Below are 21689 nucleotides of genomic sequence, written 5' to 3'. Positions count from 1 at the left end.
GCTTGGCCACCTGGACGGCCAACTGCCCGGCGTTGCCGGTGGCGCCCAGCACCAGCACCGACTGGCCGGGCCGGATCGGCACCCGGCGGCGCAGCGCCATCCACGACGACATGGCCGGGTTCATCGCGGCGGCCACCTTGACCACGTCCACATCATCCGGAAGCGGGACGCACCGGCGGACGTCGACCACGGTGCGGGTGGCCATCGGACCGGTCAGTTCGTCATCGGCCACGAAGTAGACCAGCCGGCCGTCCGGGAGCCGGCCGACGCCGTCCACGCCGGGGACCATCGGCAGCTTGCCGGTGCTGGTGTAGTGCCGGCCGGCGGCCCCGCTGCGTACCCGGGGGTGCAGGCCGACCGCGAGCACGTCGAGGACCACCTCGTCCTCGTCGGCCGGCACGGGCAGGTCGAACGGCTCGTAGCGGGGCGGGTGGTCGAACGAGTGAACCACCGCGGCGGACACTTCCATCGGCACTTCCTCACGTAGTCGGAGTCGCCGTACGAACCGGCACGCCCGAACCTAGGCGCGCGCGGCAGCCCGCGTCGTCGCTCCACGACGGCAACTTCGGCTACCCCACAGGGGGTAGAACGGGATACCCCGTTTGGTCCGCGACACTGCGAGCCCCGCCCGATTACGGTGTTCTCATGGTGATGACCATGAGACCGGCACTCGGCGACATCCTGCTCGCCGCCGTGCTGATCGCGATCACGATCGCCACCATGGCCTGGCACATCACCGCGCCCCTGCCCGCCTATGCGCTCGCGGTGCTCACCGCGGCCCCGGTCGCGCTCCGCCAGGTCACGCCGGTGCTGACCATGGTGATCATCGGCGCCGCGCTCGCCGTCTACATCCTGGTCGGCTACGGCATGTTCCCCAACGCCGGCATGGGCCTCATCATCGGGCTGTTCACCGTGACGACACTGCGTCCCCGGCCCGTCGCGGCCGCCGCCGTGCTCGGAACGGTCGCGCTGATCGTGCTCTCCTACGCCACCAGGCCCGGTCCGTTCCAGTGGCCTGACTTCTTCCAGGACAACCTGCTGGTCGCCGGCGCGTGGGTGCTCGCGGACAGTACGCGGCGCTGGGGCGAACGTACGCGAAGGCTCGCGGAGGAGGCGACCCGCGCGGCGGCGAACGAGCGGGTGCGCATCGCCCGCGAACTGCATGACGTGGTCGCGCACCACATGTCCGTGATCTCGTTGCAGGCGGGCGTCGCCGGATACGTGCTCGACACCGATCTGCCGACCGCGCGGACCGCGATCACCACCGTCAGCGACGCGACCCGCGAGGCGCTCATCGAGATGCGCCGGCTGCTGGACGTGCTGCGGGTGGACCCGAGCGGCGAACTGGACGTGTCACCACAACCCGGTCTCGCGTTGCTCGGCGAACTCGTCGACCGCACCCGTACCGCCGGCCTGCCGGTCGAGGTCGTGATCACCGGCGCTCCCCGGCCGCTGCCGCCCGGCACGGACCTGTGCGCGTACCGCATCCTGCAGGAATCGCTGACCAACGCGCTCAAGCACGCCGGCCCGGCCAGTGCCCGCGTCGAGGTCGGCTACGGCGAACGCACGCTCACCCTGCGGGTCAGCGACGACGGCCGGCCCGGCCACCGGGAGCCGGCCGACGTCTCAGGGTCGCACGGCATCCGCGGCATGCGCGAACGGGCCGAGCTGTACGGGGGCGTGCTCACCGCCGGCCCCGCCGAGGAGGGCGGGTTCCACGTCGTCGCCCGGCTGCCGATGGCGGACGTGCCATGACGATCCGCGTGCTCATTGCCGACGACCAGGCGCTGATCCGGGCCGGGCTCATCGCGCTGGTGAACGCCGCGCCGGGCCTGGAGGTCGCGGGCGAGGCGGCCGACGGCGAGCAGGCCGTCACCCTGACCGCCTCGGCCCGCCCGGACGTGGTGCTGATGGACATCAAGATGCCGGTGCTCGACGGGATCGCCGCCACCCGGCGCATCCTCGCCGCGCCCGAGCCGCCGCACGTGATCGTCCTGACCACGTTCGACCTGCCGGAGTACGTTTACACCGCGCTCGGCGAGGGCGCGTCCGGGTTCCTGCTCAAGGACACCCCGCCGGACCGGATCATCGCGGCCGTGCATACGGTGGTGGCGGGCGACATCCTCATCACACCCCGGATCACGCAGCAACTCGTCGACACCTACGCCCACCACCACCGCACCACCTCCGTGGGGACGGCCCAACTGTCCACCCTCACCGCCCGGGAGACCGAAGTGCTCCGCCTCGTCGGCAACGGCCTGTCCAACGCCCAGATCGCCAACCGCCTCACTCTCAGCGAGGCCACGGTCAAGACCCACGTCAAGCGCCTGATGGGTAAACTCGGACTGAGCAGCCGTGCCCAGGCGGTGGTCGTCGCGTACGAGACCGGCCTGGTCGTCCCGGCGAGCCGGCCCCCGCACGACCACTGACCACGCTGCGCTTCTGTCAACGGCATTGCGGTCGTGGCGCGCAAGCAGCCCAAGGAGAGCAAGGCCAAGGAGTCGGATCGGGAGCTGGCGGCCCGCCTGGTCGACCAGGCCCGTGCCGAGGGCGTGGGACTGGTGGGGGAGAACGGGCTGACCAAGCTGGTGCTGGAGTCCGCGCTGGGAGGCGAGATCACCGACCATCCCGGCTACGACAAGCACCAGCGCGGTGGTAGCGAGACCGGTAACAGCCGCAACGGCGCCCGGTCCAAGACCGTCATCACCGACGTCGGCCCGGTGGAGATCACCGTGACCACCGTGACCACCGGGGAGATCTCCGCGCACCTGGCCGAGGTCCATGGCGCCGAGGTGTCCAAGTTGTGGGCCGGTGACGGCAGCCGCAAACGCTGGATCACCCGCTGGAGAGCCGCAGCCGGGCTGGCAGGAACTCGCCACGGTTCAGCACGGAGAAGAATGTGTGGAAATTCTGGGTGGTCGAAATCATGTGGGGGTTGTGGCGGGTGACGTCGATCACCTTCCACTGGCCGGCGTGTTGGTAGCGGTAGTGGCGCCCTGTCCGGTGAGGCACTGCTGCACGACCGGGCCGAGGCAGGCCACCAGTTCATCGGTGGAGGCGGAGGCGATCGGTTCGAGTCGTACGATGTAACGCGCTACTGCCAGGCCCAGGATCTGGACGTTCACCATGCCCGCCCGTAGCGCGGCGTCGGGCGTGTCGAGCATCGCCGCAAGCCGGCTGGTGATTTCCCGGTCGATGAATTCGCGGAGTAGTGCTTCGGATGCCTCGTGAGTGGGGGCTGACCGGGTGAGCATCATGAGCGGCGTGCGGCCGGGTTTGTCCAGGTTCTCCAAGAGCGTCCGGATGATGCGTTCGCCGATGTCATCGAGGCCGCCGGTGAAGATCGATTCGATGGCTGACGGCAGATGGGGGGGCATCTCCGTGGCCGCGGCGAACAGGCCCTGCTTGGTTTTGAAGAAGTAGAACACCATGGCGGGATCGACCCCCGCCTGGGCGGCGACAGCGCGCACGGTCGTGCCGCCATAGCCGTGCTCGCGGAACAGCGTGCGGGCGGCTTCCAGGATCCGTTGCCTGCTTTCCGCGCCGGATCGCCAGCGTCCGGGGCGAGCAGAGGGGCTGTGTTCTGTCATGGCAGGGCGAGTCTATCGGTTCTTTCCTCATCAACTGGTGAAGCTATTTGCCCGGTGCGTGATACCTTGAACTTCATCAACCGGTGAAGAAAGGTCGGCAGGGTGAAGGTGGTCGTGGTAGGCGCGGGGCTTGGTGGGTTGACGCTGGCCCACGGGTTGCGACGGGCAGGAATCGAGGTCGTGGTATACGAGCGGGAAGGAAAGCAAGGACGCCCGCAGGGCATCAGCCTGCATTTCGATGACCGCGGAACGGCCGCACTGCGGGCGTGCCTGCCGCCGCCGCACGTGGCGATGGCCGAGGCCACCATGGGCGGACCGCGCGAACAGAGGCTGCTCCTGTCCGAAGCGCAGGGAAGGCTGGTGATCGAGCGGAGCCACCCGCTGGACGGCGCCTCGGGACCGGCGCGGCCCGGCCGGCAGGTACACCGCCCGCTGTTGCGGGCGGTGCTGCTGACCGGACTGGAGGACACGGTGCGGTTCGGGGCGGAGTTCACGCGGTTCGAACAGCGACCCGACGGGACCGTCCGATCGTGGTTCGCCGATGGCAGCACGGACACCGCGGACGTGCTGGTCGGCGCGGACGGCATCGGTTCGGCCGTCCGCCGCCAGTACCTGCCTCACGTGCGGGTGGTCGACACGGGGAAACGCATGCTGATGGGCGCGACACCACTGCGGGCCATGGCCGGTACCGGGCTACCCGAACTGATCGGCCACAGCCCCGCCAACGCACAGGTCCACGGCACGATGATGGCGATGGGCGTGCTGCGGTTCAGCCAGCCGCCGGTCGCCGCGAGTCAGAAGTGGCTGCCTGCCCTGCGCTCCCGCGTCGTCGCCGAGGCCGAGGACTACATGATGTGGGCGCTGCCCGTCACGCAGGAACTGCTGGGTCCGGCCGAGTCACCGGCCACGGTGTGGCGCCGAGCCCAGGAAGTGTCCGCCGGTTTTCACCCGACATTGCGGATGGTCGTCGACAACGCATGGCCGAACCTCACAGTCGCGCTGCGGGGCGGGCTGATCCCGCTGATGCCGGCATGGCCGGCTGCTCCGGTGACGGTCATCGGCGATGCGATCCACGTGGCACCGGGTTTCGGCGGCAACTTGGCGATGCAGGATGCGCACCGCCTCTGCGACGAACTGGCCCAGGCCTCCCGTGGGCAGCAGAGTCTGCGCGCCGCGATCGGTGCTTACGAGGACGCGATGCGCCGCGACAGCTTCCCCACCCCCGACGTCACCGGAGGCACCCCCCGTATGGTTCCCACCCCCGGCGGATCCGGCGGATCCAATGGTGCGGAGGTCGGCACATGAACTTCAACATGCTGACGCAGAAGTCGCTGTCGTTGTTCGCCGTAGTGGGCGGCTGGCGCACGCTCGCGGAATCCATTGCATCCCGAGCGCTGTTCACGGTTGCCTATCTGATGACCGGCCGAGTAGTGATCTCCGCCCTGATCGCAGTCGGCGGTGTGTTCGTCTTCGCGGTGGCCCGGGTGTGGACCGACCGAAAGTACTGGCAGGCAGTCGGCGGGCTGCTCACGGTGGGCGTGTCTGCGTTCTTGGCCGGGAGTACCGGGCAGGGGGTCAACTTCTACCTTGTCGGTGTGCTGGCCAGCGTGGTCGGCGGGGCCGTGTTCCTGGCATCCATGCTGGTGGGGTGGCCGGTGATCGGGTTGGCGGTGGGGCAAGCGCGCGGTGAACGGTTCACCTGGCGGCGCGATCGTGCGAGGCGGCGCCGCTACCAGAAGTGCACAGCGGTCTTCGCGGCGAAATTCGCCATCGGCGCGGCCTTGATGGTGCCTCTGTACCTGGCCGGGAACGTGATCGTGCTCGGGATCGCCAGCACACTGCTGACCATGCCCGCAACCGCCGCCTGCGCCTATGTGAGCTGGCGGATCCTGCGCGCCGAAGCGGACCCCACGGGGGCTGAACCCGCAGCTCCCATGCCGATCCGCGGTTAACAGCTGCAACCGGTTCGGCCGTTGGACGTTCCGGCACGCCGCACCTTCTACAACACCGTCCGGCTGCACGGGGGCATCGGCTACGTCACCCCCGACGACGAACACCACGGCCACGGTGAAGCGATCCGGGCGCCCACCGCACCGGGATGACGGCCGCACACGAGGCTCGGGTTGCAGCCCGGCGAGAACTACGCCAAGGACCGGTTGCCCTCTACGGCGAGATCGACGCTTACGGGTGATATTCGCCGAGCTCCTCACTCAGGAGTGGATCACAGGTGGGCGAGCGGCGATGGACTGGTGGAGTGCGTTCGCCACAGCGTGGACGAGCGGGAGCTGAGAGGCATCCCAGACGAGGTTGAGACCGCTGTGGCTGCGGAGGATGAGCCTGCCGTACAGCAGGATGGGCAGGCGGGCGTTGTTCTTGAAACGGCGGTCGGGGCCGCCCCTGACGTTGACGTAGCGCCAGGTGGAGTCCACAACCGTGCCGTCGCGTGGCACCGGGCCTTCTTCGATGAAGCGGGCGTGTTCCACGCAGACCTGGAGGTGTTGGTAGGCGAGGTCGGCGACGTGGCGGCCGTCACGGAACAGGACCCGGTCGGGGAGGAAGTGCACGGACAGGCTGCCTGCGGTCAGGGTTGGGACGGCGACGTTGGTGATCAGTATCGGCGGTCCCGCCAGCCGGGCCGAGGCGTTCAGCCTGTGCAACAGCCTGGAGGCGCCTGCGTGCACCTTGAACTGGTAGGTGCTGGTGATCGTGCCGGAGGCGGTGATCAGCCAGAACCCGTGGGCTCGTTGGAGGCCGGTGATCGAGCTGACGAGGTGATCGAAGCGCGAAGCGGCTTCGTCGGTCACGTCGTACATGACGACCACCGTGCGAGCCGCCCGGTCGCGCAACGCCACCCAGACCACGCAAGGCAGCCCGACGGCGACGATGACCAGGCCGAAGCGTCCTGTCACCAGCCCCGCGACGAGCAGGGCGGCCAGGGCGAACGGCCAGTACGGTCGGCGTTTGGCGGCCTTCTGCAACTGCTGGACGACGTCGCTCGGCTGGGCCGGGACCAGGTTGACGACATCGTGCATGACCACGTCGTGGTCGGGTGCGGTGGTGCGGTAGGAGATCGCTCCGCGTCCCATGCGCACGACGTTGCCGCGGGGGCCCATCCCTGCCCGAAGGCCCGGGATTCCGGTCGAGACTGCCATCCCGGCCTGGCTGAGGGTGAAACGGAACGGTCCAACCCTGAGGCTGGTGCGCACATAGAAACCCACGATGAGGAATCCTTCCGACCCGGGTTCCCGTTACCGCGGCAGATCGAGGTTCCGGAGATCGTGTACCGCGTCAAAACGCAGTCACGACGGCACTGACCTGTGGTTGACGAGGTGCATCCCCGCAGACAAGATCGCGTCTTGCGTTTGTCCGCCTGCTCTACCTGACCACGCTCCGGGTATTCGGGCCGGCTGATGTTGCTGGGCCGCAGCCAAGCGTCGAAGGGCGCGGAGATCATGGCGTTGCGTCACGAGGTGGCAGACCTGCTGCCTCGGTGCTCGAACGGGAGCACCGAGGCCTCGCCGACGTGGGTCAGAGGTTTCTGCTGGGGGCAGATGCCAGGTGTGCCAGATACCGCCGGAGACCTCCAGCCGCCCATCGTGATTGTTGATCACGTCGTAAGGGCTGGTTCTTGGAGATGCTGACTAATCGTGGCGATATCGTCACGTTCGGTTCATGGGGCGTGGTGACGTAACGAACGCCGAGTGGGAGCGGCTTCGGCCGCTGCTGCCCGAGGGTGGCCAGCGGGGCAGGCGATGGAATGACCAACGCACGACGATCGACGGCGTGTTGTACAGGGCACGGACCGGGCTGTCGTGGCGGGACCTGCCCGAGCGGTTCGGTCCATGGGTCACGGTCTACAAGCGGCACCGCCGCTGGTCGATGCTGTTGACCGCGATCCAGGCCGAGCAGGACACCGAGGGCCGGGTGGACTGGGACATCGCCGTCGACTCCACCACCGTCCGGGCGCACCAACGCGCTCCCACCGCCACTGAGCGGCTCAAGACGTGGGCCGGCTGGGAGGAGTTGTCAGCGGCCGCTCACTGACTGCTCGGCGTCCTGGCTGTTCGTCCCGGACATCCCTCGGCGTTCGGGACGCGGTCAGCCACAGGCCGGTGAACACGGCGCAGGCCAGCGTCACGGCACCTGCCGCGAGGAAGGCGCTGTTGAGGCCGGACTCGAAGGAGGCTCCGCCGGACTCCCGCGTGTGAACGATCGCCCCGAGCACCGCCACGCCGAGCACCGCGCCGATCTGCCGGGTGGTGCTGCTGACGCCCGAGGCGAGGCCGCCCTCCTGCGGGCTGACCGCCTGGATGGCGGCGCCGGTCAGCGGCGACATGGTGAGAGCGAACCCGACGCCGACGACCGCCAGCCGCCACCACACGTTCCCGTAGCCGGTATCGGCGTGGACGAAGCCCAGCGCCAGCAGCCCCAGCCCGGCCAGCGCCAGGCCGATGGTGACCACGATCCGGAAGCCGTACCTGGCCGCGAACCGGCCCGCGTACGGGCTGACGATCACCATGGCCAGCGTGGTGGGCAGGGTCCGCAGCCCGGCGACCAGGATCGAAGTGCCCTGGACGTAGACGAAGAACTGGGAGAAGAAGAACGACGACCCCATCAGCGCGAACCCGACCACGACCATCGCCGTGTTGGACACCGTGAAGAGCCGCTGGTGGAACAGCCGGAGCGGCAGCATCGGCGTCGACACACGACCCTCGACCACGACGAACGAGGCCAGGAGCACCAGTCCAGCGGCGAAGCTGCCCAGGATCACCGGCGAGGTCCAGCCTCGTGAACCGCCCTCGATCAGGCCGTAGGTCACAGCGCCCACGCCCGCGACGGACAGGACCGTGCCGGGGACGTCGATCGGCGGTGCGCTCGGGTTGCGGGACTCCGCCAGCACGCGCAGCCCGGCCAGCAGCAGGACCGCCCCGATGGGTACGTTGACCAGGAAGATGGCGGGCCAGCCGAAGGACTCCACCAGGATCCCGCCCGCCAGCGGTCCGGCGGCCAGGCCGATGCCGCTGAACCCGGCCCACAACCCGATCGCTCTGACGCGCTCCCTCGGGGCGGGATACGCGGCGGCGAGCAGCGCCAGTGAGGCGGGGCTCAGCGCCGCGGCCCCGACGCCCTGCAGCACCCGCCCGGCGATCAGCCAGCCGATCGAGGGCGCGAGCGAACACACCACCGACGCGGCCGTGAACACCACCACCCCGGCCAGGAACACCCGCCTGCGGCCGAACCGGTCGGCGAAGACGCCTCCCGACAGCAGCAGCATGGCCACCAGCAGCACGTAGGCGTCGACGATCCACTGCAGGCCGGTCAGTCCGGTGTGGAGCCGCTGCTGCATGTCGGGCAGGGCGGCGCCGACGATCGTGTTGTCGAGCAGCACCATGAACTGACCTGCGCAGGTCAGGGTGAGCAGCGCTTTCACGCGAATCCCTCCGAAAGCAGTTGATTACTGGTCTCACGCTTTTGAACGCGGTCAATGGCGTGCGGGATCTTCTCCATGCTCGGCCACTGGTTCGCGCCCGCTTCGCCGACCTGGGCGACCAGCGGTTCTGGCGCACCGACCTGCACCCCTGGCAGCTACGGGCCGCTGGGAGTGATCGCCTGCAACGGACACCCGCACACGGATCGCGTTGATCGCCTTGTCGTCCCGCTCGATGCGGGCGATCGCCTCGTCGGTCAGTTCCGCCGGGGTCACTTCACGGGCACGCACGGCGGCCGCGAGTTCTTCGGCCGATCGAAAAGTCGATTCCATGAATGTGCACCCTAATGGCCTGCCACAGGCGCTCAAAAAGCCGAAAAAACTGCTTCCGAGATGTCGCGTCCCAGGTCAGTGGGGTTAACGATGAGGAGGGCATGAAATGGCGCTCCGCACAATGAGATAGATGTCTCCACGCTCATCGGTGTATGGCCACAGCGAGCGGGATTTGTCCAGTAGCGGAATAACCCCTTTAAAATCTCCCCATGTCAACGGGTGTAGGTCAACAGGCGGTGGCATACGACGGAAGGAGCACACCAGCACCGGGGCGGCCGCGCTGCTGCTGTCGGCCGCCTCCATCGCCGCCCGCCGCCCCGACGGCCTCCCAGGCCTCCGGCCACAACCGTGCCGAACCGGAGCGCCGCCTCGGCCACGCCTCCACCGAGACCACTCAGCTGTACACCCTGTTGGACGAGGAACAATATGTCCCGTACCAGAGCAGAGTCGAGCGGCTTACCGTGACCTTCCGTCGGATGCGCCGAACGGCGACTCAGCCGCTGAGCAGGTAATCGCGGGCCTTCTCCAGAGGGGAGACGCCATACTCCTCCTCCACCGCGGAGGCGATCAGATGGCAGAACAGGTACCGCTGGATCGGGGTGATGCCGAGCCTGGCCAGGTGCGCGTAGAGCATGTTGACCACGAGGCGGTGGGCGAGGAACCAGTCCGATTCGAGGATCTCGGTGCGGTACCGGTCGCTGGACATGAGCACGTCGAAATAGTCGACCGGGTGGCGGCGGTCGGCCACCGGCTGGTCGGGGACGTCCAGGTCGATCTCCTTGCGGGCCAGCAGCGGGAGAGCGATCTCCTTCTGGCGGTGGGTGAAGGCGATCCAGTCGCGTACGTGCGGCGCCGGGTCGCCCGCGTCGATCGACGCGACCAGGTCGACCACCGTCGCGCGCATTTCCCTGGCGTTCTTGCGATACCTGGCTTCGAACGCGGCCGTGACCGCGTCCCGGTTCTCGCAAAACGAGACGGCCGCTGCGGCGTGCGAGCGGTAGGACATGTAGCCGCGGCCGATCGGCGGGACGCTCACGTGCGCCAGGGCGGTCATGAGGTCGATGGCGACCGCGAACAGCGCGAGCTCGCCCCGGCGGACCTTGTCCAGCGTGCCGAAGGCGAGCCGGGTGCTCTCCGCGGCGGCCGCGTCGATCAGGTTCGCCAGCGGCTGGCCGCCGAAGACGCGCAGCCGGTCGTCGTACGGCTCGGTCTGCAGGGAGTTGTCCGGGTACCAGGGCTGCAGCGGCCCGGTCTCGTGCTCGAGTACGACCAGCAGGCGGTGGGCGGCGAGTTGCTCGTGCTCGTCGAGGCGGGTGGTGGACGGGTGCTCGCGCAGATATCTGGTGATCGTTTCGGTCGCGACGGGGAGGATCTCGCGTTCCCAGTCCTGCTGGGTCGCGCGGAAGTTGAGCCGCAGGTGCGGTCCCTGGCGCCAGTGGCGGACGAGGTACGGCTGCTGTAAGAGGCCGTCCAGGTGCTCGAGCAGCGGGCGGACGCAGTCCAGGATCAGCCCGTCCTTGTCCTGGTCGTAGTAGCGGATCTGGATGCTGTGCCAGGGGAGGTCGCTCACGAGGTTCCCTCTTTCTGCGCCAGCCCGTCCAGGGTGACGGCGGTCAGGTAGCGCAGGTGCGCTTCTTCGACGATCGACAGGCCGAGCCGGTTGCAGAACAGGTGGACGCACCGGTTCAGCACGATCAGGACGTCGTGGCGTTCCGCATCCGCCGAGGTGCCGACGCCGGCGAGGCCAGGGGAGCGCGATGCCGCCTCCCTGCGGACCGGATGGAAGCCTCCGGCCCGCTGGAGCGCGACAAGGCGCCGGTGCAGGGTGTCGATCGAGCGCCACCATGCGTCGCCCGCGTCGAGGACACCGCCCGGGGGCGGCCCGTCGGCGGAGGGAGCAGGGGCGTGGCTCTCGGACGAGGCGGTGCGGGCGGCGATGAGCCGGCACCGTTCGGCCTGTGCGGTGAGGGCTTCGCGCTGTTTCGTGAAGATCTCCACCTGCCGGGCGCGGGCCGGTGCCGGATCCCAGCGGTCACGTTCCCGGGCCAGCAGGGGGCCCAGGCGGCGGGGGTCGGGCTCCCAGGCCACGAGGGCGAGCATCATCGCGGCGAGGGCGTGGCCCAGCCGCCGCCGGTGGTCGTGCTCGCCGCGCAGGATCGCCAGCGCGATCCGGCTGGAGTCGGTGAAGTGCCGCTCGACGGCGGCGACCGCCTGCGGCCCGCCGAACGTCGCGTACTCGGGCCGATAGGCGATGGCCTCCACGTGGTCGTCGGGCCGCAGCCGGTGGTCGTAGGCGACCAGGCCCTCCTGCCGGGCGAACTCCTGGGCGAGCAGCGCGTAGCGCTCGCGGTCCCACGTGACCGTCGTCGGATACGCTGCGAGGTGCTCTTCCAGCACGGCTGTGGCGCGTTTCTCGATCATCACCGCGTCGTCGGGGACGCGCGGGAGAAGGCGGAGCCGCAGATGCGGGCCGCCCTCCCAGTACCGCAGGAAGAAGAACCGGTCGAGCCGTCCGTCCAGCTCCCGCACCAGGCCGTCGACGGCCGTGCCGAGCAGCAGGTCGGTGCCGGCCTGGTGGAAGGCGTGCAGCGAGATCCAGCGGTCAGGCATGGCCCACCTCGACCACGTACTCGGTCACATGGCGGCGGCGGTCAGGGTGGCCGCCGTCTGCTTCCAGGCCGAGCGCCGCCTCGAAGTCCGGGAGCAGCTCACGAAAGACGACCACCGATCCGCTCGCGTCCAGCCCTCGGTCGAACAGCGTGACCAGCGCGGGGTCGGCCAGATCGAGATAGGTCGGTTTGGCGAGCCGCACCATGTGCAGCCTTTCGCGGACCGGCGCGCCGGGATCGCCCGAGGAGACGAAGCAACGTTCCGGCAGGGAGTGCTCGGCGAACCAGGCCGCGAGCGCGAGCAGGTGCGCCGCAGCGGAGTTCTTGCCCCGGCGCGGGATTTCGCGCACCGGGACATACCAGGCGGCACGGGCTACGGTGACCCGCCCGACCGACACCCGGGCCGTACGCTCGACACGGGCCGGCACCGACTCCGGCGGACGGGAGAAGACCGACGCCGGCTCCATCACCGGGCTGGGCATGTCGCCGAAGAGCTGGAGCAAGAGGCGGGCCGTACGCGGCAGCAGCATGGGCGCGACCATCCCGGTGTACACCGGCCGGAGCCGGGTGCCGTGCCCGGCGTGCACCAGAACGAGGCCGCCGGCGCCTGACTCGTGCCGGACGGCCAGGTCCCGCAGGTCGAACGTGGCCGGGCCGCTCGGGACCACGCCCGGATAGCCGATCTCCTGGGCCGCCACCGGGGAACGCAGGTTGACGTTGCTGCCGAACAGCCCGGTGATCTCCACCGGCATGCCGCGTTCCGTCCCGAGCAGGCGGTTCTCGCCGGCAGGAACTCCGGCGACCCGCAGCAGGCGGTGCACGCGGCTGCGCATCGCGCCGTGCCCCGGGCCGAGACCGTTGAGCACCAGCCGCACCGTCGTGTCGTCCGGCGAGCTGATCGTCTGCACGAAGCAGGACAGCGACCCCACCGGACGGACGAACTCGGGGCGGTCGGTGGCGAGACCGGCCAGCACCGTCGGGTCGATGGTAAGCGCGTCCGCGGTCTCGGGAAGCAGCTCGCGCACCGCGGCCAGCGCCGCCGTCCGGGCGTCTCGAAGCTCGTCGAGCCGGGGCACGGCGGGCGTCCGGCCGGGCGGGTGTCGCTCCTGCCACGGGTACATGAGCGCGTGCAGCTCACCGGCCGGGGTGCCGGGTGCGGCCCGATGGGTTCGCTGCGCGAGCATTCGGTGGAACCGCCCGAACGGCACCTGCGCGCCGGCGCCGAACGACTCCGCGAACAGGTCGGCGGCGAGCAGCCGGGCGACGCCATCACGATCGAAGACCGCCGCGAAGTCGGCGATCGCGTGCAGGTCGCCCAGGGCGGGACGCCAGGCGGCCAGGCCCAGCCGCGGACCGGGTGTGGTGACCACGGCGTTCTCGTGGAAAAGGTTGCGGTCCGGCAGGCGATCGGTATCGTCTCCGGCAAGTTCGGCGAACGCGGACCGTACCTTCCGCTGCAGCGCCTCACGTTCGGACACGCAGGCCGCCTCCGGGTAACGAGCGAGCGCCTCCTGTACGGCGGCCAGCGCCTTGCCCGCCGGATGCGCGGCGAGCCGATCGGTCAGGTCGGCCAGGTGCGCGGCGGCCTGGTCGGCGACCGGGGGGTGGAGTTCCAGCACTCCCAGGTCGACCAGCCGGCCGAGCGCGTCGCCGGCCTGGGCACGGAGGTCGTCGTACGGCGGGCGCAGCAGCCGCCGGAGCGGTTGGGACGCGGCGATGCCGCTGTACGCGTCCTCCTGGCCGGTCACGTACCACAGGCGGCCGTCGTCCTCCTCGAGGCTCGGGTTGGGCCTGACCTCGAAGAGGGCGGCGAGCCCGCCGTCGGCGCGGGCCAGGTCGGTGAGCAGCCGGAGCAGCAGGGGCACGTTCGGCTCGACAGCGCTCCGCCACGCCCATGGCCCGTCCCAGCGGACCGGCTCGCCGTCGTCGCTCCACTGCCCCAGAGCCGCCATCATGAAGGTGGCGTGCGGGCTGGTCTTCGCCACGACGCGGGCCAGGTACCTGGTGAGCCGGAGCGCGACCTGGCGCGGGGGGACGCTGCCGGGCGGCGAGGCCAGCCACTGGCGCAGCGCGGCGGACATCGTCGGTCCCGCCTGGAGCACGCCGTAGCCGAAGGCGTCGGTGCCGACCCACCGGCGCAGCACTTCGTAGGTGCCCCGGCACTCCTGATCGAGCAGGTCCGGCAGCTGCCGGACGAGCGCGTCATGCCAATCGAGGTCCGTGAGCCAGGCCGCGACGCGCGGACCGAGGCCGGAACCGATCTCCACCGGCCAGGCACGGCCCGCCGGCCGCCTTGCGTTGTACAGCGCCCGCCGCAACGCCACCAGCGCCGGTCGCGCCGGGCCCGGCCCGACCGCTCCGATCACCGGCTCCAGTTCGTCCGCGAGCCGCCGGCCCTCGACGGCCAGCCGGCCACGGGCCGCGAGGATCTCCTGAACGCTCCGCCACGTGGCCGTGCACCTCAGCTCCGCGAGCGCCGTCACCGGCAGCGCGGCGACCCTGGCAACCACGGTCGCGTCCACCGTGCGGCGAGCCGCGTCGATCTCGACGCGTCCCGGCAGGCCACGACGCGTCGAGACCATGTCCGGGGAGGCCTAAATGAGCCAGCTCGTGCGAGCAATGCCCGAGGCGCCCACTTCGGTGTTGCCGAGACCCATGCCCAGGGCCTTCACGAGATCCTCGCCGGGGAGCTCGACCGTCATCACGTCGAGCGTGTCCAGATCGAGGCGGAGCGGTTCATCGGTCGCCATCTGCACTCCCATTCTTACCCGCCGGAGCGGGCTATATCGGTGACGATCAACACCATAAGCACGGTCGGCGATCTCGTCCATCCGACAAGGGGGCAATGAATGGGGCAGAAAGCACGGAGGTCGAACATTAATCGACCCTCCGCGCTGCGGTGACGAGTGTCGCCACCTTTTCGACCAGGCAGCCGTCACCGTATGTGTGATGACAGAACCAGTCAATTTCACGATGGTAAGAGATTGCTGTCCGCCGACGTATCACCGATGCCCATCGAAAGATTTCAGACGGGCGGAAGGGTGGTCCTGGAGAAAGCTTCGGAAGGTCGACGCGATTAAATGTTACATGTTTGTTTCGCCGCCACGCGGCCGTGACACGAGGCCTGCTGCTGCCGGCCGTGGGACCCGTCGGCGCGCGGGCGGCTCGGCGCGCCGGACGAGCAGAAGAGCTCCTGACCCGGCAGGACGCCCCACCTGGCCGGCGAGGTCCGGTCTGACCGAACCCCGCCGGTGGTCTTCAAGCGCTCAGCCGGTGAAAGCCGCGCTGTGAATGTCCACGGGGTTGGCGGGATCGCCGGTGGTCACGCCGTACACGGCCGTGAAGGACGTCGCGCCGACCGAAACGAGGCCGGTGTAGTCCCCGATCAGGCGTCCCACGCTCGTCGCCGGAACCTTCCGCCCGTCGAAGGGCCCCTCGATGTGCTGCTCGCGCCACGACCCGGACTGCGTGCAGTCGTCGGCGCAGGTGACGGCCCACACGTCGGTGGGCAGGGTCGCGGGGTCGGAGGTGTTGTTGCGGAAGTCGTAGTAGGTGACCGCCACGGTGCCCGTCCGGGACGCGGCGACGACCGGTACCGCGGCGGAGCCGGTGGGCGTCTTGTCCACACGGACCGGGCTGGACCAGGTCTTCCCGCTGTCCGTCGACCGCGAGTAGGCCACGTGGAAGGTGCCGTCGGATTCCTGGCTCTGCCAGACGGCGTTCACCACCTTGGTGCCCGGCTGGGCGGCCAGCAGCGGCAGGGAGGCGTTGCGGATCGGGTCACCCGAGTTGTCCGGGTCCGGAATGCGGGGGCCCACCGCGAGCGGGGCCGGAACGTTCAGCGTCGGCGCCGACCAGGTCTTGCCGCCGTCAGTCGAGCGGATGACCTGGGTCGCACCCTCGGTGTCCGTCTCGTGGTGCATGCCGATCAGCAGCGTCCCGTCCGCGAGCGGCACCAGCTGGGTGCCGATGACGCCGCTGTTGTTGGGCACGTCGTACACCTTGCTCGTGGTCCAGGTGCGCCCGTCGTCGGTCGACTTCGCCAGGTAGACCGGCTGCACCCAGCCCGCATCCGTGCTGTCGATGCGGTCCCACACCGCGTAGACCACGCCCGGGTGGTACGGGTCCGCGGTCACCGTCGGGCGGTCGTTGAAGAAGCGCGGGTTGTCGTCCCGCTGCAGGGTGACCGGCGCGTCCCAGTGCTTGCCGCCGTCGGCGGACCGGGACACCAGGATGGCGGTCACGTCGCCGGCGCGGGACAGCGAGAACGACGCGGCCACCGCCGCGCCCGACGGCGTGACCGTGACCCAGTTGTCGGTCGTGACGTCGTAGTCCCCGCCGTTGGCGGCCGTGCCGCCGTTGCAGCGGGAGAAGGCCGGCAGGTTCTCGGACCGCTGCCAGGTCTTGCCGTAGTCGTCCGACACGGCGGTGACCGCGCCGTTGCTGCCGTACCGGTTCCAGCGGTCCTGCTGGAACACGGTGACGAGGTGCCACGGACGGTTCGGATCCCTGGCCAGCATGGGCAGAACTTCGGCGTTGGGGTTCAGGGTGTAGCCGTCGGCCGGGGGAAGCCCGCAGCCGGCCGGCAGCGGGCTGATGCCCGAGACCGGTCGTACGACGGGTGCGGCACCCTCGGCGGCGGCGGGCTGCGCGACGGCGCAGGCGAACAGGAGGGCCGCTGCGGGCAATAATGCCCTGGAGCGTCGAATCACGAGCCTTCCTCATCTTTGTTGATGAAGCGTCTATAGGGAGCGTCGCCGCCTCATCGGGGGCATGGCGTCCCCGGCGAAAGCGGCAAACGACACAGGGCAGATTACTGCTTCATGATCAGTTTCGTCAGCCGCTCCTGTCAGCCCGTTACCGGCCGGCGAGGCGGCCGTCAGGTGATGGCGGGGACCCGGTCCTGGCGAGACGGGCTGATCTCCATCTGCTCGCGCAGGTAGGCGATGTACTCGTCGTGATCCCGCTCGTTCCGGTACGGCTCGGTGAAGGACACGAGCGCGCCGTAGCCGTCGGCCCCGATCAGGGTGTAGGCCGGCCCGGCGGCCCAAGACCCCGCTCGGGGGTCAGGACAGCAGGCCGCGTCCGGCCGGGCTTCCGGTCAACGCCCGGCCAGGCAGCGCACCCGAGGGTGGGCGGCGATGGAGTTATGGCAGTTGGACGTCGTCGGCGGGGTGTTGCCGGCCGAGGGCCGCGAGGTCAACGTGGTCACCGGCGGCACTGCCATTTTGATGGTGAGAGTTGACGAACTCGGTTGCCGATCTTGATGCTAGGCTGCCCGCCCGTGGACTGGGGTTCGCGACGGCCGGGATCGGGGTTCCCACTGCGCCCACCACCATTTGTCTGATGTGTCGCACTGGCGTGGGAGCATGACGTCATGGGGACCTCCAACCAGCCGGTGACGGTCCCGGCCGACGCCAGCGTGGACGATTGTCCTGGCCGCAGTCTCTGACGAACGCCGGCGGGCCGACGCGGAGCGCCTCCGCGCGATTCTGTGCGAGGTGACCGGTGAGCCTGCGGTGATGTGGGGTCCCGGCATCGTCGGCTTCGGCAGCTGCCACTCCACCTACGCGAGTGGGCGCACGGATGACTGGCCCTTGGCGGGCTTCTCGCCACGCAAGCAGCAACTCGTCGTCTACCTGGTGGGTGGGTTCGAGGAGCGGCACGCATCAGTGCTCGCCCGGCTCGGTCCGCACAAGACCGGAAAGGGATGCCTCTACCTGAAACGGCTCGACGACGTCGACGAGAGCGCGCTGCGCGAGCTCATCGACCGCACGGTGCGGGTGCACCAGGGCCTTAGTCCGGGCCAACAACCGCAGTCAATAGCGGTAGCTCATGACTCCGGGCCGACTCTCCACCTTGCGGCTCGCACACCCGTGAGCCCGGCACCGTGTACCCGATCCTGGAACGGCTGAAACAGGCCGGCTGGATCACCGGTCAGCAGCGCGGTGCCGAGTGGCGCGTGCATGCTTCGAGGCTCGTACTCCACCGGAGGCGGAAGTGCCTTTCCTGGCTGGAAAAGCACTTCCGCAGAGCTCCGGCGGCCTTACCTCATTCACTCATGTGTGTCACCGGTGTGTGCGGCGCCACCAGTGGCGCCACCGCCACGACCCGCGGCCGATGCCGTACAGCGCACCGGACAGGCCGCCGATCGCGCTGTTCTGCCAGTACGCGTTGGCGCACCCTCTCAAGGTGCGCTTGCGGAGACAGCCGTAGGTGCCGAAGGCCACGCCGACGATGAAGGAGCCCCGGCTGACCCAGCGCCGGCCGCTGCTCGCCCACCGGTGGACGAAACCGCCCCAGCCCCGGCCGGTGTTCCAGCCGTACCGGAACGCCCGGTAGTGGACCTTGGCCCGGCGCCAGACGTGCCTGGCCTTGTGGCGGAGCTTGCGGCACCAGCCGCAGCCCCACTTGCCGTCCAGGTCGGTGCAGTTGACCGGGTCGCCCGAGCAGTACTCGTAGGCGTTGGCGCTGCCGCCCGCCACCGGGTCGAGCTGCAGGAACCGGCCCAGCGATGGGTTGTAGAGCCGCACGCCCATGAGCATGGTGCCGTCCAGGGTGTCGGCGGCCCGCTGCTTGCCGCCCAGCCAGCCGTACCTGCGGGCCGGACCGCGCGCCACTCCGTACTCGTCGGCGTCCACCACGGCGGCGGTCGCGGTGCCCAGCGTGTACTCGGTGCCGACGTCGCCGTGCAGCGTGGTCAGCTGCAGGCGCACGTCGCCGTTCGCGCCGGTGATGGCCGCCAGGTCGCCGTCGAAGCCGGAGACGTTCCTGACCACCTTGCCGCCGGGCTCGGCGCTCCAGCGTGGCGAGTCGCCGTCGGAGCCATAGTGGTTCACGACGGTGCCCGCCGCGGCTGCGGTGGACCTGAACCGGTCGGCCGGGTCCAGCGACCAGGTCATCGTCTGGTCGCCCGCGGTCTGCCGGCGGGCCAGGTCGTTGACGTGGTAGTCGAACGTCGTCCCGCCCGGCAGTGCGGTCGTACGGCCGAGCGCGTCATAGCGGTAGCCGTCACCCACCAGCCGGTCTCCGGAGTCGTAGGCGTAGGAGGTGATCGCCGACGCGGCGTCGTCGGCCTCCGGGCACGTGCCCTCCTGAGACTGGGCGGCCAGGCGGATCCGGTTGGAGTTGTCGTCGAAAGTGTACCGGCGCAGCGCGCACACGCCGCCCGCCGACTCCTTGGCCGAGGCCAGGCGGCCGGCCTTGTCGTAGCCGTAGGCCCGCTCGTACCCGGCGTCGCCGCGCGCGTCGGCGGCCCACTGGCCGTGCACCGACTCGGTGACCTGCTCGCTCAGCACGGGCTGGTCCAGCCCGTCCTTGGTGTAGACGCGCGAGACATCGGTGCCGGTCTCGTCGTCGGTCACACTCACGTGCAGGCCTCCGGGCAGGTCGCCGGAGGCGAACTCCCCGTCGGGGTCGTACCGGGCGGTGAACGTGCCGGCCACCGAGTCCGTCATCGTCACCGCGAGGCCACGCGGCTCGGCCGCGGTGTCGTAGCCGTAGGTGACGGTGGACGGCGCGGAGTCGGTCACCTTCGTGGTCCGGTCGAGCAGGTCGTACTCGGTCTTGACCACGCCGGCGTCGGCGTCGGTGTAGGAGATCCGCCGGCCGAGCCGGTCGTAGGCCGTGACGATCCGCTCGGTGACGTTGCCCGTGGCGTCCAGGCGCTGCTGCTCGGCCACCTCGCCGGAGTCGGGCGCGTACACCGTGGCCACGGCGCCCAGCGCCTCGCCGACGCCGCCGGTGATCCACTGGCGGATCTGGCGTCCTGCCTGGTCGTAGGCGGTGTTGGTGACGCGGGTGACGCCGTTGGCGGTCTCGGAGACCGTCAGCGGGTTGCCGTAGCGGTCGTAGGTGGTGATGGCGGTGGGCAGTTCGTCCGGGTTGTCGCCGCCTCCGGTGATCTTCCCGGCGGGCGCCGTCCGGCACGCCAGTCCCGCCCACGCCGGCTTGCCGCCGCACGGCGCGCTGCCGGAGGCGGTGTAGTACGTGGTGATCGTGGTGGCCGCGTCGTTGCCCTTGGGCAGCACGCTCTTGACGGGGTTGCCGTCGCCGTCGTACGACGTGGCCGTCACCAGGTTCAGCCCGCCGGGGTCCTTGACGGTCTTGAGCGGCTTGCCGAGCGCCCAGTCGTACTCGGTGGCGGTCGCCCGCGTGTCACGGTCCTCGCCGCTGAGCAGGCGTGCGCTCACCTCGGTCCTGGTCACCAGGTCCTTGGTGGGCGCGTCGCCGGGACGCCCCTGGTCATAGGCGTTGACGGTGTGCTCCCTGGCCGCCGTGTCCTCGCCGCCCACCGACACCACGTGCAGCGGACCGAGGGTCTCCAGCTCCCGGGTGCCGTCGTCGTTGTACGTCGAACGCTTGGACAGCAGCTCAGCCCGTTCGGCCGTGGGCAGCCCGGAGACGCCGAGCTCGGCCAGGCGCGGTGAGGTGCCGAGCGCCAGCTCGCGGTTGCCCTCCGACAGCTCGCGCACGACGTTGCCGAACTTGTCGTGCTCGGTGGCCGACAGGTGACCGCCTGGCGTGAGCTGGTTGACCTGCCGCCCGTTGGCGTCGAGGTAGGTGACGGTGGCCCTGGTCCAGGAGCGGCCGTCGGGGATCTGGTCGCCGGGGAAGACGGCGGTGGCGTCGGTGGGGTTGTCGTGCTGCCCCCAGGCCGCGGTGTGCTGCGGCAGCAGGTCGGCCGGACCACCGGCGGCCTTGTCCAGCGGCACGTTGTAGACGATGGAGGTGCGGTTCTCGCCCTCCGCCTGGTCGGCCGTGCCCGGCTTGAGCGCCTGCCGGACCGCGCTGGTCAGCCTGCCGTCGGCGTCGTAGACGAACGTCCACGGGAGCTGTCCCGGCGAGGTGAGCGAGGTGAGGTGGCCGCCGGTGTCGTAGCCGTAAACCGTCTTGAGCGCCGGTGCGATGCGCGGGTCCCACGACTGGATCAGGCGGCCGGCGCTGTCGTAGGCGTACTGCGCGACGGCTACGGGGGTGCCGGAGTCGTGGAACAGCACCTGCTTGACCCGGCCCGCGTAGTCGCCGCCGCCGGTCTGCGTGGCGTAGACGAGCTCCAGCACCCGGCAGCCGGGCTTGGGCGAGGGCAGCGCGCAGTCCGCACCCGCGTCGGACACCGCGCTGGTGGGCGCGATGACCGCCTTGAGGCGCTGGGCGCCGCTCGCGGCCTCGTAGACGTAGCGGGTGATGTTGTTCGCGCCGGGCGGGGTCGTCGTGGCCGGCAGGTACGACGTCGCGCCCGTGGGCTTGGTGAACGTGGTGACCACGCCGTCGGCGTCCTTGAGCGTGTAGGAGCCGGTCAGCGCCAGGTCCTCGGCGCCCTCCTCCGGCTTCCAGCCGCTGCCGGTCTTGGTGAACTGGATGGGCGTCCCGTCCACCAGCGTGACCTCGACGGAGCTGGCGGAGGTCTCGCGCAGCGCCGCGTACTCGGAGTCGGCGACGTCCGAGACGCCGCCGGCCGACCATTCGGGGCCGAACGGAGCCGCCTGGGAGGCGATCTTGGTCCCGGCCTTGGGGTCGCGCGAGGAGATCGTCCTCGACAGCGCCAGGCCGAACAGCTCGGCCTCGCTCTCCTCCACCCGGAAGTCGCCGGTCAGCAGGTTGACGCTGCCCGGCCCCACGTTCTGCGTGTCGGCCCCCGATGCCTGCCGGTCCGCGACCACGTCGGCGGCCGGCGTGCCCGCCGAGCCCGAGGCGTTGGCGAACACGGCGCGGACCTGGACGGCGCCG

Annotated in this window: 18 protein-coding genes and 2 pseudogenes; 9 read left to right on the top strand and 11 right to left on the bottom strand. The window is 70.1% G+C overall.

Annotation, left to right across the window (positions count from 1 at the left end):
- Window positions 1–469: pseudogene (locus ACWDX9_RS42080) on the bottom strand (hypothetical protein); the annotation flags it as partial.
- Between the two features lie 188 nt (window positions 470–657).
- Between ACWDX9_RS42080 and ACWDX9_RS42075 the strand changes: the two are divergent.
- From ACWDX9_RS42075 to ACWDX9_RS42065, 3 genes and pseudogenes are all read left to right on the top strand, one after another.
- Entirely contained in the window at window positions 658–1755 is a 1098-nt protein-coding gene (locus ACWDX9_RS42075; RefSeq protein WP_449964795.1) for a sensor histidine kinase, read from the top strand.
- Entirely contained in the window at window positions 1752–2429 is a 678-nt protein-coding gene (locus ACWDX9_RS42070) for a response regulator (RefSeq protein ID WP_449964793.1), read from the top strand. Before ACWDX9_RS42075 ends, ACWDX9_RS42070 begins: the two co-directional genes overlap by 4 nt.
- Before the next feature lie 33 nt (window positions 2430–2462).
- Window positions 2463–2801 (top strand): annotated as a pseudogene (locus tag ACWDX9_RS42065) (transposase); the annotation flags it as partial.
- Window positions 2802–2954: 153 nt separating this feature from the next.
- Here the strand turns inward: ACWDX9_RS42065 and ACWDX9_RS42060 are convergent.
- Window positions 2955–3590 (bottom strand): TetR/AcrR family transcriptional regulator, encoded by a 636-nt coding sequence (locus ACWDX9_RS42060; protein WP_449964791.1) that lies wholly within the window; start codon window positions 3588–3590, stop codon window positions 2955–2957.
- Window positions 3591–3692: 102 nt separating this feature from the next.
- Here ACWDX9_RS42060 and ACWDX9_RS42055 point away from each other — a divergent pair, with 102 nt between their 5' ends.
- Genes ACWDX9_RS42055 through ACWDX9_RS42045 form a run of 3 tightly spaced genes read left to right on the top strand, consistent with a single transcriptional unit; the run spans window position 3693 to window position 5692 of the window.
- Window positions 3693–4895: an FAD-dependent oxidoreductase gene (locus ACWDX9_RS42055; protein WP_449964789.1), complete on the top strand. Its 1203-nt coding sequence runs from the start codon at window positions 3693–3695 to the stop codon at window positions 4893–4895.
- On the top strand, window positions 4892–5542 hold the full coding sequence (locus ACWDX9_RS42050) for a DUF3159 domain-containing protein (protein WP_449964786.1): 651 nt from the start codon (window positions 4892–4894) through the stop codon (window positions 5540–5542). The genes ACWDX9_RS42055 and ACWDX9_RS42050 overlap by 4 nt, the downstream gene beginning before the upstream one ends.
- 21 nt (window positions 5543–5563) lie before the next feature.
- Window positions 5564–5692 (top strand): hypothetical protein, encoded by a 129-nt coding sequence (locus ACWDX9_RS42045; protein ID WP_449964783.1) that lies wholly within the window; start codon window positions 5564–5566, stop codon window positions 5690–5692.
- A gap of 108 nt (window positions 5693–5800) precedes the next feature.
- On the opposite strand, the gene ACWDX9_RS42040 is transcribed toward ACWDX9_RS42045, so the two are convergent.
- Complete coding sequence (locus ACWDX9_RS42040; protein WP_449964801.1) at window positions 5801–6796, bottom strand: DUF4236 domain-containing protein; 996 nt, start codon at window positions 6794–6796, stop codon at window positions 5801–5803.
- 466 nt (window positions 6797–7262) lie between these two features.
- Between ACWDX9_RS42040 and ACWDX9_RS42035 the strand changes: the two genes are divergently transcribed.
- Entirely contained in the window at window positions 7263–7634 is a 372-nt protein-coding gene (locus ACWDX9_RS42035; protein ID WP_449964780.1) for a transposase, read from the top strand.
- Here ACWDX9_RS42035 and ACWDX9_RS42030 read toward each other — a convergent pair.
- The 7 genes from ACWDX9_RS42030 to ACWDX9_RS42000 all read right to left on the bottom strand — a co-directional run bounded on the left by ACWDX9_RS42030 (window position 7588) and on the right by ACWDX9_RS42000 (window position 16648).
- On the bottom strand, window positions 7588–9021 hold the full coding sequence (locus ACWDX9_RS42030) for an MFS transporter (RefSeq protein ID WP_449964777.1): 1434 nt from the start codon (window positions 9019–9021) through the stop codon (window positions 7588–7590). The two genes, ACWDX9_RS42035 and ACWDX9_RS42030, sit on opposite strands and share 47 nt — an antisense overlap.
- 51 nt (window positions 9022–9072) lie before the next feature.
- The gene (locus ACWDX9_RS42025; protein WP_449964776.1) at window positions 9073–9351 is read right to left on the bottom strand and encodes a hypothetical protein; all 279 of its coding nucleotides are present in this window, start codon (window positions 9349–9351) and stop codon (window positions 9073–9075) included.
- 493 nt (window positions 9352–9844) lie between these two features.
- Complete coding sequence (locus ACWDX9_RS42020) at window positions 9845–10921, bottom strand: thiopeptide maturation pyridine synthase (RefSeq protein ID WP_449964773.1); 1077 nt, start codon at window positions 10919–10921, stop codon at window positions 9845–9847.
- Window positions 10918–11961 (bottom strand): lantibiotic dehydratase C-terminal domain-containing protein, encoded by a 1044-nt coding sequence (locus ACWDX9_RS42015; protein WP_449964770.1) that lies wholly within the window; start codon window positions 11959–11961, stop codon window positions 10918–10920. The genes ACWDX9_RS42020 and ACWDX9_RS42015 overlap by 4 nt, the downstream gene beginning before the upstream one ends.
- Window positions 11954–14542: a lantibiotic dehydratase gene (locus ACWDX9_RS42010; RefSeq protein WP_449964767.1), complete on the bottom strand. Its 2589-nt coding sequence runs from the start codon at window positions 14540–14542 to the stop codon at window positions 11954–11956. Before ACWDX9_RS42010 ends, ACWDX9_RS42015 begins: the two co-directional genes overlap by 8 nt.
- 12 nt (window positions 14543–14554) lie before the next feature.
- Complete coding sequence (locus ACWDX9_RS42005) at window positions 14555–14710, bottom strand: hypothetical protein (RefSeq protein WP_363985014.1); 156 nt, start codon at window positions 14708–14710, stop codon at window positions 14555–14557.
- Between the two features lie 516 nt (window positions 14711–15226).
- The gene (locus ACWDX9_RS42000; RefSeq protein ID WP_449964764.1) at window positions 15227–16648 is read right to left on the bottom strand and encodes a sialidase family protein; all 1422 of its coding nucleotides are present in this window, start codon (window positions 16646–16648) and stop codon (window positions 15227–15229) included.
- Window positions 16649–17101: 453 nt separating this feature from the next.
- Here ACWDX9_RS42000 and ACWDX9_RS41995 point away from each other — a divergent pair, with 453 nt between their 5' ends.
- Window positions 17102–17227, top strand: a complete 126-nt coding sequence (locus tag ACWDX9_RS41995) for a hypothetical protein (RefSeq protein WP_449964761.1) — start codon at window positions 17102–17104, stop codon at window positions 17225–17227.
- Between the two features lie 162 nt (window positions 17228–17389).
- A complete protein-coding gene (locus ACWDX9_RS41990; protein WP_449964798.1) occupies window positions 17390–17875 on the top strand; it encodes a DUF1801 domain-containing protein in 486 nt (161 codons plus the stop codon).
- Between the two features lie 153 nt (window positions 17876–18028).
- Here the strand turns inward: ACWDX9_RS41990 and ACWDX9_RS41985 are convergent.
- The coding region (locus tag ACWDX9_RS41985) for an RHS repeat domain-containing protein (RefSeq protein WP_449964759.1) at window positions 18029–21689 on the bottom strand (3661 nt) is incomplete at its 5' end.

The organism is Nonomuraea sp. NPDC003201 (assembly GCF_053590415.1).
Note: the sequence above shows the minus strand (reverse complement) of the source record. Positions and strands in the feature narration are given on the sequence as shown.

Bases quoted from the DNA above. Each gene is read 5' to 3' on its own strand.
- ACWDX9_RS42070 (WP_449964793.1), top strand. From the start codon at position 1,752: ATGACGATCCGCGTGCTCATTGCCGACGACCAGGCGCTGATCCGGGCC.
- ACWDX9_RS42010 (WP_449964767.1), bottom strand. From the start codon at position 14,542: ATGGTCTCGACGCGTCGTGGCCTGCCGGGACGCGTCGAGATCGACGCG.
- ACWDX9_RS42035 (WP_449964780.1), top strand. From the start codon at position 7,263: ATGGGGCGTGGTGACGTAACGAACGCCGAGTGGGAGCGGCTTCGGCCG.
- ACWDX9_RS42075 (WP_449964795.1), top strand. From the start codon at position 658: ATGAGACCGGCACTCGGCGACATCCTGCTCGCCGCCGTGCTGATCGCG.
- ACWDX9_RS42050 (WP_449964786.1), top strand. From the start codon at position 4,892: ATGAACTTCAACATGCTGACGCAGAAGTCGCTGTCGTTGTTCGCCGTA.
- ACWDX9_RS42060 (WP_449964791.1), bottom strand. From the start codon at position 3,590: ATGACAGAACACAGCCCCTCTGCTCGCCCCGGACGCTGGCGATCCGGC.
- ACWDX9_RS42005 (WP_363985014.1), bottom strand. From the start codon at position 14,710: ATGGCGACCGATGAACCGCTCCGCCTCGATCTGGACACGCTCGACGTG.
- ACWDX9_RS42015 (WP_449964770.1), bottom strand. From the start codon at position 11,961: ATGCCTGACCGCTGGATCTCGCTGCACGCCTTCCACCAGGCCGGCACC.
- ACWDX9_RS41995 (WP_449964761.1), top strand. From the start codon at position 17,102: ATGGAGTTATGGCAGTTGGACGTCGTCGGCGGGGTGTTGCCGGCCGAG.
- ACWDX9_RS42025 (WP_449964776.1), bottom strand. From the start codon at position 9,351: ATGGAATCGACTTTTCGATCGGCCGAAGAACTCGCGGCCGCCGTGCGT.